Origin of the sequence: Burkholderia sp. RF7-non_BP4 (assembly GCF_001521935.1) — a bacterium.
Taxonomy (GTDB): domain Bacteria; phylum Pseudomonadota; class Gammaproteobacteria; order Burkholderiales; family Burkholderiaceae; genus Burkholderia; species Burkholderia diffusa.
The window spans coordinates 214,301-228,132 of sequence record NZ_LOTA01000025.1 but is presented as its reverse complement, the minus strand read 5'-3'; the positions used below and the strand labels follow the sequence as shown (position 1 = coordinate 228,132).

Sequence of the window (13,832 nt, the reverse complement as noted above, 5' to 3'; positions counted from 1 at the left end):
GATTGAATTAGTCGGTTATTATCGAGCGCTTGAAATGCGCGTTTGCCGGCGCCAGTGATTGTTTCTACCGAACGGTGATGCCGATGACGATGCATCGGTGCAATTGCCGACGGCCGCGGCATCACGGTCGAAGTCGCGTTCGGCGTGCGTGTGAAACGCTGCGGGAACGGGCCCTGAATACGGCCACGGAAAGCGCCCCCGGGAGCGGGGCCATCGGCGTATCATCCGGTGTTTCGTCAGCCCTATCCAGGCACCCCACCATGACCTCCGTCGACACTACCCCCGTCCTCGACCATGACAAGCTCGTTACCTTCGTCGAGCGCAAGTGGAACGATGAAATTCTTCACGCACTGACCGACTACATCGCGATCCCCGCCAAGAGCCCCGCGTTCGACCCCGACTGGGCGAAGCGCGGCTATCTCGAGCGGGTCGTCACCGATGCCGCGCAGTGGGCCGAACGCCAGCCGGTGAAAGGCCTGAAGCTCGAGATCGTGCGTTTGCCCGGCCGCACGCCGGTGATCTTCTTCGAAACGCCCGCGACACGCTCGGGCAGCACCGACACGATCCTGCTGTACGGCCACCTCGACAAGCAGCCCGAATTCGACGGCTGGCGCGCGGACCTCGGCCCGTGGACGCCGAAGTTCGAGAACGGCAAGCTGTACGGCCGCGGCGGCGCGGACGACGGCTACGCGATCTACGCGAGCCTCGCGGCGCTCGGCGCGCTCGACGAGCAGGGCGTCGAACGGCCGCGCTGCGTCGGCCTGATCGAGACCTGCGAGGAGTCGGGCAGCTACGACCTGCTGCCGTACGTCGACGCGCTGCGCGACCGGCTCGGCAAGGTGTCGCTCGTCGTGTGCCTCGATTCGGGCGCCGGCAACTACGACCAGATGTGGCTCACGACGTCGCTGCGCGGGCTGGTGTCCGGCGACCTGCAGGTCGAGGTGCTCGAGGAAGGCGTTCACTCAGGCGTCTTCGGCGGCATCGCGCCGTCGAGCTTCCGCGTGATGCGCCAGCTGTTCGAGCGCCTGGAAGATGCGAAGAACGGCAACCTGCTGCCCGGCGTGTTTCATTGCGAGATTCCCGACAGCCGCGTGCGCGAAGCCGACGCGGCCGCCGCGATCCTCGGCGACGCCGTGTGGAAGGGGCTGCCGTGGGCATGCGGCGCGGACGGCAAGCCGGTGCTGCCGACCACGACCGATCCGCGCGAGGCGCTGCTGAATTCGACGTGGCGTCCGGCGCTGTCGGTGACGGGCGCGGCCGGCCTGCCGGCGCTCGCCGACGCGGGCAACGTGCTGCGTCCGCGCACCGCGTTCAAGCTGTCGCTGCGCCTGCCGCCGCTGGTCGATGCCGCACAGGCCGTGCAGCAGCTGAAGGACCTGCTCGAACTCGATCCGCCGTACAACGCGAAGGTCACGTTCAAGCCGGACGCGGGCGCCGCGACCGGCTGGAGCGCGCCGGATCTCGCGCCGTGGCTCGCGTCGTCGCTCGACGCCGCGTCGCGCCGCCACTTCGGCGCGGACTGCGCGTACATGGGCCTCGGCGGTACGATCCCGCTGATGAACGTGCTGCAGGCCGGCTTCCCGTCCGCGCAGTTCATGGTGTGCGGCGTGCTCGGGCCGAAGTCGAATGCGCACGGCCCGAACGAGTTCCTGCACGTGCCGTACGCGAAGAAGCTGACCGCGGCGGTGGCGGACGTAATCGCGTCCGCGCGCTGAGCGTTCGCGCTGCCCGACCCGAACGGACTCAACCGGATTCCACCGGATTCACCCTGACCTCACGGAGCCTTGCCGATGACCGCGCTGCCGACCTCCGATACCGACCCGCTGCGCATGCGCGCCGAACCGCTGCATGCATTCGTCGCGGCACTCTGGGAGCGGGCGGGCAGCAGCGAGCGCGAGGCGCGGCTCGTTGCCGATCATCTGGTCGGCGCGAATCTGGCGGGTCACGATTCGCACGGGATCGGGATGATCCCGAACTACGTGGCGTCGTGGCGGGAGGGGCAGTTGCGGTTGAACGGGCACGCGTCGATCGTCCGCGACGGCGGCGCGGTGCTCACGATCGACGGCGGGCGCGGCTTCGGCCAGGTGATCGCGTTCGAGGCGATGGTCGAAGGGATCGAGCGCGCGCGACGCATGGGCATCTGCGCGCTCGGGCTGCGCGACGTCCATCACCTCGGCCGCATCGGGCACTGGGCCGAGCAGTGCGCGCGCTCGGGGCTCGTGTCGTTCCATTTCGTCAACGTGCCGGGCGACCTGCTCGTCGCGCCGCTGCACGGCACCGATCCGCGTTTCGGCACGAATCCGTTCTGCGCCGCGTATCCGCGCGCGGGCCGGCCGCCGCTGCTGCTCGATTTCGCGACGAGCGCGATCGCGTACGGCAAGACGCGGGTGGCATACAACCAGCGCAAGCGCGTGCCGGCCGGGTCGCTGATCGATCATCGCGGCCAGCCGACCGACGATCCGGCCGTCATGCACGAGCAGCCGTTCGGCTCGCTGCTGCCGTTCGGACTGCACAAGGGTTATGCGCTGGCGGCGATGTGCGAGATCTTCGGCGGCGCGCTGGTCGGCGGGCATACGACCTACGGCGGCACGCTGCAGAAGACGAGCGCGATCGTCAACGGGATGCTGTCGGTGCTGATCGATCCGAACGCGTTCGACGCGGCCGACGCGGAGCGCGAAGCCGATGCGTTCGTCGAATGGGCGAAGGCGTCGCCGCAGGCGGGCGATGCGCCGGTGCGGATGCCCGGCGAGCCGGAGGAGGCGAGCCGCGCCGCGCGCGGCGCGGACGGCATTCCGGTCGATCGTGCGACGTGGCGGCAGATCCGCGAAAGCGCGGCGGCCGTCGGTTTCGACGACGCGGAACTCGACGTTTGGACGCAGCGCTGCACGGAGCCCGCATGAGCTGGCAATCGGAGAAGGCGCACGGCGAGGAGATCGCGTATCGGCTCGCGCCGCTCGGCAACGTACAGGTCGTGCGGTTCTTCAGCGGCGCCGCGATGCGGCTCGACGGCGTGATGTTCGGCTTCATGTCGCGCGGGTCGCTGTTTTTGCGCGTCGACGACGTGAACCGTCCCGCGTTCGTCGCGGCGGGGATGGGGCCGTTCTCGTATGAGCGTCCCACGCGCACCGTTGCGCTCGAGGGCTATTACGAAACGCCGGCCGACGTGCTCGAGGACGCGGGCGCGCTGTTCGACTGGTGTCGCGGCGCGTATCGCGCGGCGCTGCTGGCGGGGGCGCCGAAGCGCAAGGCGCGGCCGAAGTCGAAGCCGGCGCCGAAACCGGAAGCGACGCGCAAGCGCACGTAGCGCCGGGCACTGGGCGTACGGCGGCGCATTTCCTTTTCCTTGCTTCCTTTCTTTCGATCCACCGCGGGTGCGCGCAAGCGCCGGGTTTGACGCACCGCATGTTCCGGCTGCTTCACAACGGCGGCCCCGGCGTTTATGATCGGCGCGATCGCGTCCGTGCCCGGCGCGACCCCGAGCCGGTCTCGCCGCCGGCCTCGCGAACGGCGCATCGAAAGCCGCGCGAATGATTCCCCACTCATCGTTCCAGACGGAGATAGCCGATGCTCGTCCTGATTCTCGGTTTAGCGATCTTCCTCGGTGTGCATTCGATTCGGATCGTCGCGGACGGCTGGCGATCCGCGACCATCGAGCGGATCGGCGAGAAACGCTGGAAGGGCCCTTACGCGCTCGCGTCGATCGTCGGCTTCGTGCTGATCATCTGGGGTTACGGCGTCGCGCGCCAGGGCGGGACGCTGCTGTGGGTGTCGCCCGTCGGCGTTCGCCATCTCACCGGCATGCTGACCGCAATCGCATTCGTGCTGATCGCCGCGGCCTACGTGCCGCGCAACCGCATCAAGACGCTCGTCGGTCATCCGATGGTGGCCGGCGTGATGGTGTGGGCGGTCGCGCACCTGCTCGCGAACGGCACGCTGCATGCGGTCGTGCTGTTCGGCGCGTTCTTCGTGTGGTCGCTGGTCGATTTCGTCGTGTGGCGCGCGCGCGATCGCCGCGACGGCGTCCGCTATCCGGCCGGCAGGCTGTCGGGCGATGCCGTGACGATCGTCGCCGGGCTCGTCGTATGGGCCGTCTTCGCGCTGTTCCTGCATGGCCCGCTGATCGGCGTGCGGCCGTTCGGTTGAAGTTGAACGCACACGCCTGCGGGCATTGAAGCGCGGGGCGCGCAAGCCGCCCCGAAACGCCCGCGACATCGAAGTGGGCGCGTTACTCCGCCGTTGCTCGCCGCACGGACGCTTGCCCGTCGATTGCGCATGCGTCGCGGCCGACGGCGCGCGTGCGTCAGATCGGCTTGGCGAACAGCCCGACGGTCAGCGCGGCGCCGATGCAGACGATCGCGATCCGCAGCACGCGCTCGTTCACGCGGTGCAGCGCCCACGCACCGAGCAGGCCGCCGACGATCGCGCCGCCGCCGAGCGCGAGGGCCTCGCGCCAGTGCAGATGCGGCGAGGTCAGGAACAGCACGACCGCCGACGCGTTCATCACGCCCGCGAGCGCATTCTTCGTCGACATCGCGTGACGCGGCGACAGGCCCGCCATCGTCAGCGCGGCCATCATCAGGAATCCGATGCCTCCGCCGAAGTAGCCGCCGTAGATCGCGATCAGGAATTGCGAGATCGCGGCGGTGACGGGGCCGATATGCTGCGTGCCGGCGCCGGGCTTGCGGAAGAAACTGCCCCATGCGAACACGACCGTCGCGAACAGCACGAGCCACGGCACGAGGTGCGAGAAGATCGACGACGGGGTTTTCAGCAGCAGCAGGCCGCCGAGCGCGCCGCCGACCACGCTGATCGCGAACAGCGCCCGAAAGGGCAGCTTGCCCGCGCCGCGCACCATGTTCCGGCTCGCCCAGCCCGTCGTGACCTGGCCGGGGAACAGCGCGACCGTCGACGTGATGTTCGCCGCGAGCGGCGACATCCCCGACACGATCAACGCGGGCAGCGTGACGAATGAGCCGCCGCCCGCGAGGGCGTTCTGCAGGCCGGCCCACAGGCCGGCGATGATGATGAGAGCGAGCATCGGTGCGGGAGCACAGAGGTGGCGGGGCGCGCGGGTACGCGCGGTGGACGCACGATGGTAATGCAGGATCGTGGCGGCGCAAAGCGGAGCGAGCGTGGCCGATCGACGTGGGCGTTGCATCGGGCATGACGCGCCATCGCGCTTTCATGCCGTCACGGCATCGCGTGCGCGCGTCGGTGTCGCGTCGCGCGTTCGGCTGCGCGCCGGCTTCGTCTGCTGGCGCCTCGCCTTCGACGTCCGGATAGACGATCGTCCCGTCGTTCCGGATCACCGCGCCGGTCGTGAGGTGCGCGGGCTCCACGCGATTCGGGCCCATGATGTGCAGCACCGTCTCGCCGCGCGCGATCAGGTAGTCGGACACGATGCGCCGATGACAGCGCCACCACACGGCTTCCGAACACATGATCGCGCCGCGCTGCCGGTGCCCTTGCGCGATCAGCCGGTCGTTGCCTACGCAACGTCGGTGCCGGCCGCGCATGGAAAAGTATGGACGACAGGCGCAAGCGCCATGCCGGCACCCGGCGAGGCTTTCATTTATCCGACGACGCGCGCCCTCATTCTCCCGCTTGCTCTCGTGAAATTGTCGTGCTAATTTTTCATGAAATTATCCGGCGAGAATTTCACGGGAGTCCGCATGTTCGTGCAGTCCGACCGTCACGTCGCAAGCTACTACGCCGGCACTTACCCGGCGCCGATTCCGCGGCGGCCCGAACTGGACGAACGCGTCGACGCCGACGTGCTGGTCGTCGGCGCGGGCTTCAGCGGGCTGCACACGGCGTTGCGCCTCGCGCTTGCGGGCAAGCGCGTGGTCGTGCTCGAGGCGAGCCGCGTCGCGTGGGCCGCATCGGGCCGCAACGGCGGGCAGGCGCTGCTCGGCTGGTCGTGCGACATGCAGCCGCTCGAGGATTCGCTCGGCCGCGACGGCGCGCGCGTGCTGTGGGACAGCATGCGCTGGGCCGCGGCCGAAGTGCGCGAACTGCCCGCGCGGCACGGCTTCGACATCGACTACCGGCCCGGCAGCCTGTGGGCCGCGGTGCGGCCGCGTCGCGTCGCGATGCTCGCGCAGGCCCGCGACGAGGCCGCGCAGCGCTGGGGCTACGACCGGCTGCGTGTGATCGGGCCGGACGAGATGCCCGAGTGGATCGGCAGCGCGCGCTATCTTGCCGCGCTCCACGATCCCGAGGCCGGCCATCTGAATCCGCTGAAGCTCGCGCTCGGTCTCGCGCAGACGATCGAACGGGCCGGCGGCCGCATCTTCGAGCAAAGCCGCGTGCTCGACTGTCGCGAGACCGCGGGCGGTCACGTTGCCCGCACCGCGCACGGCGAGGTGCGCGCGGATGTACTGGTGCTCGCGTGCAATGCGTATGTCGACCGGCTCGATCGCGAACTGTCGCGCCGGTTGCTGCCGGTCGGCACCTACCAGGTCGCGACCGCGCCGCTCGCGCCGGACGTCGCACGCTCGCTGCTGCCGCAGAACAGTTGCGTGATCGACAACCAGTTCGTGCCCGACTACTTCCGCCTGAGCCCCGACAACCGCCTGCTGTTCGGCGGCGGCTGCACGTATCTCGGCGGCATTCCGGCCGACATCGCGGCCGCGACGCGCCCGCACCTCGAGCGCGTGTTCCCGCAACTGGCCGGCGTACCGCTCGACTACGCGTGGGGCGGCCACATCGACATCAGCATGCGACGCACGCCGGACATCGGACGTCGCGGCCAGCGTTTCTGGCTGCAAGGCTTCTCGGGGCACGGCGTGTTGCCGACGCTTGCCGGAGCGCGCGCGGTGGCCGATGCCGTGCTCGGCGACGACCGCCTGCTCGCGCAGTACCAGCGCATCCGCAACCCGCGCTTCCCCGGCGGCGATCGCCTCGCCGCGCCGCTGGAAGCGATCGGCAAGGCCTGGTACCGTTTGCGCGATACCGTCTGACGCACCGGAATCCATCATGAACGAACAGGAAGAGATAGAAAGTCTGGCGATCCTGATCCGCGATCTGCGCAAGCATCGCAAGGTCACGCTCAACGATCTCGCGGAACGGATCGGCCGCTCCGTCGGCTTTCTGTCGCAGGTCGAGCGCGGGCTGTCGCGTCCGACGGTCGCGGATCTCACCGCGATCGGCGAGGCGCTCGGCGTGCCGACCACGTATTTCTACAGCCTCAGCAAACCGCGCAGCGTGCCGTGGGTCACGCGGCCCGACGAGCGGCGCACCGTGTATTACGCGGCCGGCATCACGGACATCCTCGTGTCGCCGAACATGCGTTCGCGCTTCTCGATCCTGGAGAGCCATCTCGCGCCCGGCGCGAGCAGCGGCGAGCGCTCCGTCGACGACAGCGACGAGCAGGGCGGCTTCGTGCTCGAAGGCGAGCTGACGATCTGGATCGACGGCGACGACACGCCCGTCACGCTCGGCCCGAACGACGCATTTCAGCTTCCCGCGCACAAGCGGTTTCGTTACGCGAACCTGAGCGATGTGCCGGCACGCGTGATCTGGGTGTTCACCTGAGTTTGTCGGACGGCGGCGCGACGGGGCGTCGCGCCGTGCTGCCGGTTTGCAGTACTGAGCGATAGCGGGCATGTGACGTGCCGCATGCCGATGAGTCCGGTTCGCCGCGCTGCGGCACCGTCATACAAGACATGGAAAGGATGAGACATGGCTGACGTCGTTCCCGTGCTGGTCGATGAAATCCGCGCATTCCGGCAGGCGCATCCCGAGATCCGTTATGTCGACCTGATCTGTCTCGACCTGCCCGGCCATTTCTACGGCAAGCGCTATCCGATCGATGCGCTCGAGAAGGTCGCGTCGGGTTCGCTGCTGAAGCTGCCGCAGAACTGCGTGCTGCTCGGCACGCAGGGCGGTCTCTACAAGATCGGCGACTACTGCTTCAACGACGGCGACCCGGATGCGCCGCGTCGCCTGATTCCCGGCACGCTGAAGCCGGTGCGCTGGGAGCGGCAGCCGCTCGCGCAGATGCTGATCAGCTCCGACGGCACGGATGCGCCGATCGAGTTCGAGCCGCGCGAGGTGCTGGCACGCGTGCTGCGGCGGTTCGCGGCACGCGGCATCCGGCCGGTCGTCGCGTTCGAGCTCGAGTTCTATCTGTTCGCCGCGCAGCTCGCTGACGGGATGCCGCAGTATCCGCGCGATCGCTTGAGCGACGACCGCGACGACCAGCCGAACATGCACATCGAACGCCTGTCGCGGTTTTCCGACGTGCTGCACGAGATGGTCGAGGCCGCGTGCGAGCAGGGCGTCGACGCGACCGTGATCACGGCCGAGCTCGGGCCCGGCCAGTTCGAGATCAACTTCGGACACACCGACGATGCGTTGCGCGCGGCCGACTGGTCGGCGCTGTTCTGCCGCAGCACGCGCGGCGTCGCGTTGCGGCACGGCTATCGCGCGAGCTTCATGGGCAAGCCGTATCTGCATGCGCCGGGCAGCGGGATGCACGTGCACGTGAGCCTGTACGACGACGCGGGCCGCAACCTGCTCGCCGCGGACGGGCAGCGGCCGCTGCGGCATGCAGTGGCCGGCTGCCTCGAGCTGCTGCCGCACTGCATGCCGGTGTTCGCGCCGAATCACAATGCGTTCCGGCGCTATGGGTCGATGGTGAACGCGGCGAGCCGTGCAAGTTGGGGCTTCGAGGATCGCGATGCGTGCATCCGGATTCCGGAATCGGATGCGCGCAATCTGCGGATCGAGCATCGGCTCGCGAGCGCGGACGCGAATCCGTACCTCGTGCTCGCGGCGATCCTCAGCGGGATGGAGCACGGGCTCGACGCACGGATCGAGCCGATCGCGCCGCTCAACGACGATCGCGGCAGCGGGATCGATTTTCCGAAGGAGATGCTGTCGGCCGTCGCGGCGATGCAGGGTCACGCGGCCGTGCGTGAAGGGCTCGGCAGTGAATTCGTGATGGTGTATTGCGAGAACAAGCGGCAGGAGGAGCTGGATTTTCGCAACGAGATCGGGGCGCGGGAGTATCGGTGGTTTCTGTGACGGCGCGACGCGTGACTTCGCCGCGGGGCGGCGGCAAACCCGACGGGAAATGAACCGAGGGCGTGGCTAGGGAAGCGCACGCCAATAGCGGATCTCTTCGATCGGCACACCGTCGATCTCGAACGTCTTGGCGTCGCGCTCGGCGACGAAACCTTCGCGTTCGTAGAATGCCTTCGCCCGATGATTTTCGACGAGCACCCACAGCGACACCCACCGATGCCCCGCGTCATGCAGCGATCGTCGCGCATGGGCGACCAGGGCGGCACCGATTCCCAGCCCGCAATGCGACGGATGCAGATAGATCGCGCCGATTTCGCCCCAGGTGGAATCCTTGTCGGTGTCGCGCGTCGGACCATAGTTGATCCAGCCCCGGAGCTCGCCTTCCGTGAACGCGAGTGCGACGCGTGACTGTTCGGCGTCGAGCACCTCGCGCCAGACGGTGGTGCGCTGTTCGACCGACAGACCGGCGAGGTACGAGGCAGGCACGATGCCAGGGTAGGTGGCGCGCCACGATGCGACGTGGATGTCGGCGATGGCCGGTGCATCGACGGACGTTGCGGTGCGGATGTCGATCGTTGTCATGTTCGATGTGATCGATGTGCCATCGGATTGCCGAATGACGCATGGTGCACGAAAGAAGGTACCGCGCCGCGAATCGACTCACGGCACGGCACCCGGTCAGCCCTTACTCCCCGAGCTTCGCCGTCACGCACCCGGTGCTCGCGCACTCGCGCTCGCGTTCGCGCAGGAACGACAGGCGGGATTGCGTCGCATCGATCGCGCATTGCAGGTTCACGAGGTAGCCGTCGTCGCGTGTCTCGCTGCAGCGATCGTCGCGCTGCTTCATCCACGCGAGCTGGCCCGTCTTCAGCTTCGCCTGCTGGTCGCCGCTCAACTGCTTGCGCACGCGGCCGTACTCGTCGTTCAGCTCGCGGTCGAGCTGCGAGAACTCGTTGCTGCTGCAGTACACCTAGTCGAACGCGCTGCGCGGTTTGCCGCAGCCGGCCGCGTGCGCGGCGAACGGAACGGCGAGCGCAAGCAGCGCGCAGGATACGAGCAGATTCTTCTTTTTCATGGCACTCCTCCTCACTGGGTGAAATCCGTTGAAAACCAACGGGCGTTACCTTTACCTGGCCGCCGTGCACGCGTCGATCCCGCCCGCGATCGCGGTGGCGAGGCGCTGGATCGTCTCGCGCTGCGCGAGACGTTTTTCCTCGTCGGGATTGACGATCACGCCGGCCTCGACCAGCACGGCCGGAATCGGCGCGGTGCGCAGCACGACGAGATCGTCGAAGCGGTGGATGCCGAGTTGCGGATCGATCAGCGGACGATTCTCGCCCTTGATCGGCTGCGCGTGATACAGCGACGGCCGTTCGCCGGTCGCGATCAGCCGCTCGGCGATCGCCTTCGCGCAACGCAGGCTTTCCGCGTAGTGCGGATTGCGCTCCGACACGAACACGGCGAAACCGCGGAATTCGCGTTGCCGACCCGCGTCGATGAATTGCTGCTGCATCGAATCGTGATGGATCGACACGAACAGGTTCGCGTCGGGGGCCTGTGTCGCGCGCTGGTCGAGCGCGATCTCGCGGCCGTCGGCCGACGTGCGCAGTACGCGATCGCCGTGCGCGGCGAGCTTCTCCGCGACGGCGGTGGACAGGTCGAGGTTGTATCGGTATTCGACGCGGCCGCTGGCGCCGGTGGCGCCCGGGTGGGCCGGCGTATGGCCGGTGTCGACGACGACGTAGCGGCCGGAGGCCGGCTGCGCATCCGGGCTTGCGGCATCGGCCGCATGCAGCGCCGGCGGCACGCCCAGCAGCGGCGCGCACGCGAGCAGGCGCGCGGCGGCGCGCACGAACGGGCGAAGGCGTCGAACGGTTCGGTTTGTCATTGTTGTTGTCGAGGAGGACATGCGGCGCGTCGTATGGCGCGCACCGTCGGCCTGCTCAATGCAGTCGGAATGTCGCGCGATTATAGCGGTTGCCGGCGGCGCCGCAATGACGAAATGACCGCTGCCGCACGGCGTCGCGCGCCGGCGATCAGGCGAGCACGCGCCGGGCGGCGAGCATGCCCCAGTACGACGCTTCCTCGAACAGCGACAGCCCGGACAGGTCCGCGTGCGCGAACACCCTGGTAGGCGGAGAGCACCGAACGCGTCGGCGGCGACATCCGGATCTGCTGGTGCGTCGACACGACATAGCCGAGCCCCGCGCCGTCGTAGACGACGTTGTCCCATGCGAGCGGCACGCCAGCTTCCTCGGCCGGCATCCCGTCGAGCAGGAAGTTGGACACGAGCCACGGCGCGCGCTCGGCACGCATGCACAGGTCCGGCAGCAGGTGGCGCACGGCGTCGCGTGAGCGACCGGGCCGACAGCGACGGTCGCGCATTCGACGACGCGCTGCACCGATTTCGCGAACGGCTTATGATCGGGCGGTACTACGTCCCCGCGCAGAGACCCCCATGCACATCGCCATCCTGACCTTCGACGGTTTCAACGAACTCGATTCGCTGATCGCGCTCGGTATTCTCAACCGGGTCAAGCAGCCGGACTGGCGGGTTTCGATCGCGAGCCCGACCGCCCGCGTGCGCTCGATGAACGGCGTGATGATCGACGCGCAAGCGTCGCTGCAGGACGCCCGCGACGCCGACGCCGTGCTGGTGGGCAGCGGCGTGCGGACCCGCGACGTCGTCGCCGATGCCGCGTTGATGGCGCAATTGCAGTTCGACCCCGCGCGGCAGTTGCTCGGCGCGCAGTGCTCGGGCACGCTCGTGCTGGCGAAACTGGGATGGCTCGGCGATGTCCCCGCGTGTACCGACCTGACCACGAAGCCGTGGGTGCAGGAAGCCGGCGTGGCCGTGCTCGACCAGCCGTTCGTGGCCAGCGGGAACGTCGCGACCGCCGGCGGGTGTCTGTCGTCGCAGTATCTCGCCGCGTGGTTCATCGCGCGTCTGGCCGGCATCGAGGCCGCGCGCAGTGCGATTCACTATGTCGCGCCGGTGGGCGAGAAGGACGATTACGTCTCGCGCGCGATCGCGAACATTTCGCCGTTCCTCTGATGCGCGCGGCGTCGCGCGTCAGTGCGGCAACGCTTCGGCTTCGGCCCAGCGCTTGAACGAATCGAGACGCCGGCGCGTGTGCACGAGATAGAACGCGCCGATCAGCGGTTCGAGCAGCCAGCGCAGCCAGGACGGCTGCGCGCGGAACTGGTACGTGAACTTCACTTCGGTCGTGCCCGGCGTGCGCTCCGTGAAATTCCAGCTGCCGCTGAAGCGTTCGAGCACTTTCGGCCCGTCGACCATTTCGATGGCCGCGACCTGCGGCGGACGGTACGAGATGTAGCGCGACACCATCGTCGCGCCGGACTGGCTGCGGCAGAACGCGTCGACGCCGACGTCGGCCGTCATCCCGTCGAGCAGATACGCGTCGGCGAGGAAGTTGTCCCACACGAGCCGCCGCGCGTAGTCCTGCGACCACGTGAAGAGGCGTCTGCGATCGACGCCGACGATCCGGCTGACTGAGATCCTCATGATGGATGGCGGGCGCCACGGCGCGGATTGGGATGAAATCGAGTGTACCGCGCCGGCGCCGCGCGTTTCGTCAGACTTCGTCAAGTCGAGCGCGTGCTCGATTGACCTTCTCCGGGAATTCCCCTACGATCGATTCCATGCCTTCGGGAAAGACCCGAAGCGTTTCAATCTCTTGAGGGAGCCTCATGAGTACGCAACAGAACCGGCGCTTCGACGCGCTCGTTTTCATTGGTCGTTTCCAGCCCCCGCATCGTGGTCACCTGAACGTGCTGAAGTCGGCACTGAGCCGGGCCGAGCGCGTGTGCGTGCTGATCGGGTCGACCGACAAGCCCCGTACCATCAAGGATCCGTTTTCGTTCGATGAGCGCTGCCAGATGCTGGCTTCGCTGCTCGAGCCGTCCGAGCGCGATCGCGTGACGGTCGCGCCCGTGCAGGATTCGACGTACAACGACGGCGACTGGGTGCGCTGGGTGCAGGATGCCGTGGCCGCCGCGCTCGGCGACGTCGCGCAGCGCAAGGTCGGGCTGATCGGCCACGAAAAGGACGCCACGTCGTATTACTTGCGGATGTTCCCGCAATGGGAGCTCGTCGACGTCGATGCGACCGAAGACATTTCCGCCACCGAAATCCGCGACCAGTATTTCGCCGAACGCACCAACAGCTTCGTGCAATGGGCCGTGCCGGAACCCGTGTTCGGCTGGCTCGAACATTTCCGCACGCAGCCGCAATTCGCGCAGTTGAAGGCCGAAGCCGAATTCATCGCCGCGTATCGCAAGGCTTGGTCGGCCGCACCGTATCCGGTCACGTTCGTGACGGTCGATGCGGTGGTCGTGCACTCCGGCCATATCCTGCTCGTGCGCCGGCGCAGCGAACCGGGTCGCGGCCTGTGGGCGTTGCCGGGCGGCTTCGTGAACCAGGACGAACGGCTCGACGCGGCGTGCATCCGCGAATTGCGCGAGGAAACCGGCCTGAAGCTGCCGGAGCCCGTGCTGCGCGGCTCGATCAAGGATCGCCAGGTGTTCGATCATCCGGCCCGCTCGCTGCGCGGCCGCACGATCACGCACGCGTGCCTGTTCAACTTCCCGACCGGCGAGTTGCCGCGCGTGAAGGGCAGCGACGACGCCGACAAGGCGCGCTGGGTGCCGCTCAACGAATTCGCGCAGATGCGCAACGTGATGTTCGAGGATCACTTCGAGATCGCGTATCACTTCCTGGGGAAGCTGTGACGCGCTGATTCCCCGGATTCCGGTCCGCCGCGACAGACGCGGCGGCACTT

The 13,832-nt window shown here is 68.1% G+C and carries 13 protein-coding genes and 3 pseudogenes; 9 read left to right on the top strand and 7 right to left on the bottom strand.

Annotation, left to right across the window (positions count from 1 at the left end; all coding sequences use genetic code 11):
* Window positions 1–260 precede the first annotated feature (260 nt).
* The 4 genes from WS49_RS09330 to WS49_RS09315 all read left to right on the top strand — a co-directional run bounded on the left by WS49_RS09330 (window position 261) and on the right by WS49_RS09315 (window position 4,143).
* Window positions 261–1,715: a M20 family metallopeptidase gene (locus WS49_RS09330; RefSeq protein WP_059526875.1), complete on the top strand. Its 1,455-nt coding sequence runs from the start codon at window positions 261–263 to the stop codon at window positions 1,713–1,715.
* 75 nt (window positions 1,716–1,790) lie between these two features.
* On the top strand, window positions 1,791–2,900 hold the full coding sequence (locus tag WS49_RS09325) for a malate/lactate/ureidoglycolate dehydrogenase (protein WP_059526873.1): 1,110 nt from the start codon (window positions 1,791–1,793) through the stop codon (window positions 2,898–2,900).
* Window positions 2,897–3,304, top strand: a complete 408-nt coding sequence (locus WS49_RS09320) for a TfoX/Sxy family protein (protein ID WP_059527237.1) — start codon at window positions 2,897–2,899, stop codon at window positions 3,302–3,304. Before WS49_RS09325 ends, WS49_RS09320 begins: the two co-directional genes overlap by 4 nt.
* A gap of 260 nt (window positions 3,305–3,564) precedes the next feature.
* Window positions 3,565–4,143 carry an NnrU family protein gene (locus WS49_RS09315; RefSeq protein WP_059526870.1) on the top strand — a complete coding sequence of 193 codons (579 nt, stop codon included), beginning with the start codon at window positions 3,565–3,567 and terminating at the stop codon, window positions 4,141–4,143.
* Between the two features lie 157 nt (window positions 4,144–4,300).
* Here the strand turns inward: WS49_RS09315 and WS49_RS09310 are convergent, their stop codons facing one another.
* A complete protein-coding gene (locus WS49_RS09310; protein WP_059526866.1) occupies window positions 4,301–5,038 on the bottom strand; it encodes a sulfite exporter TauE/SafE family protein in 738 nt (245 codons plus the stop codon).
* Window positions 5,039–5,228: 190 nt separating this feature from the next.
* A pseudogene (locus WS49_RS33320) lies at window positions 5,229–5,489 on the bottom strand (DUF488 family protein); the annotation flags it as partial.
* A 183-nt stretch (window positions 5,490–5,672) separates the two neighbouring features.
* Here WS49_RS33320 and WS49_RS09305 point away from each other — a divergent pair.
* From WS49_RS09305 to WS49_RS09295, 3 genes are all read left to right on the top strand, one after another.
* Window positions 5,673–6,962, top strand: a complete 1,290-nt coding sequence (locus WS49_RS09305; RefSeq protein ID WP_059526863.1) for an NAD(P)/FAD-dependent oxidoreductase — start codon at window positions 5,673–5,675, stop codon at window positions 6,960–6,962.
* 16 nt (window positions 6,963–6,978) lie between these two features.
* Complete coding sequence (locus tag WS49_RS09300) at window positions 6,979–7,536, top strand: helix-turn-helix domain-containing protein (protein WP_059526860.1); 558 nt, start codon at window positions 6,979–6,981, stop codon at window positions 7,534–7,536.
* Window positions 7,537–7,683: 147 nt separating this feature from the next.
* Window positions 7,684–9,030: a glutamine synthetase family protein gene (locus tag WS49_RS09295; protein WP_059526857.1), complete on the top strand. Its 1,347-nt coding sequence runs from the start codon at window positions 7,684–7,686 to the stop codon at window positions 9,028–9,030.
* A gap of 66 nt (window positions 9,031–9,096) precedes the next feature.
* Here WS49_RS09295 and WS49_RS09290 read toward each other — a convergent pair whose 3' ends face one another.
* The 4 genes and pseudogenes from WS49_RS09290 to WS49_RS33315 all read right to left on the bottom strand — a co-directional run.
* Window positions 9,097–9,612, bottom strand: coding sequence for a GNAT family N-acetyltransferase (locus WS49_RS09290; RefSeq protein ID WP_082725492.1), 516 nt, complete (start codon window positions 9,610–9,612; stop codon window positions 9,097–9,099).
* A gap of 103 nt (window positions 9,613–9,715) precedes the next feature.
* Window positions 9,716–10,105, bottom strand: a pseudogene (locus WS49_RS09285) (lysozyme inhibitor LprI family protein).
* A gap of 51 nt (window positions 10,106–10,156) precedes the next feature.
* A complete protein-coding gene (locus WS49_RS09280) occupies window positions 10,157–10,918 on the bottom strand; it encodes an N-acetylmuramoyl-L-alanine amidase family protein (RefSeq protein WP_059526852.1) in 762 nt (253 codons plus the stop codon).
* Between the two features lie 148 nt (window positions 10,919–11,066).
* A pseudogene (locus tag WS49_RS33315) lies at window positions 11,067–11,394 on the bottom strand (hypothetical protein); the annotation flags it as partial.
* Window positions 11,395–11,488: 94 nt separating this feature from the next.
* Between WS49_RS33315 and WS49_RS09275 the strand changes: the two are divergent.
* A complete protein-coding gene (locus WS49_RS09275) occupies window positions 11,489–12,085 on the top strand; it encodes a DJ-1/PfpI family protein (RefSeq protein WP_059526849.1) in 597 nt (198 codons plus the stop codon).
* 18 nt (window positions 12,086–12,103) lie between these two features.
* Here the strand turns inward: WS49_RS09275 and WS49_RS09270 are convergent, their stop codons facing one another.
* A complete protein-coding gene (locus WS49_RS09270; protein ID WP_059526845.1) occupies window positions 12,104–12,556 on the bottom strand; it encodes a type II toxin-antitoxin system RatA family toxin in 453 nt (150 codons plus the stop codon).
* Window positions 12,557–12,741: 185 nt separating this feature from the next.
* Here WS49_RS09270 and WS49_RS09265 point away from each other — a divergent pair, with 185 nt between their 5' ends.
* Entirely contained in the window at window positions 12,742–13,782 is a 1,041-nt protein-coding gene (locus tag WS49_RS09265) for a bifunctional nicotinamide-nucleotide adenylyltransferase/Nudix hydroxylase (RefSeq protein WP_059526842.1), read from the top strand.
* Window positions 13,783–13,832: the final 50 nt, after the last annotated feature.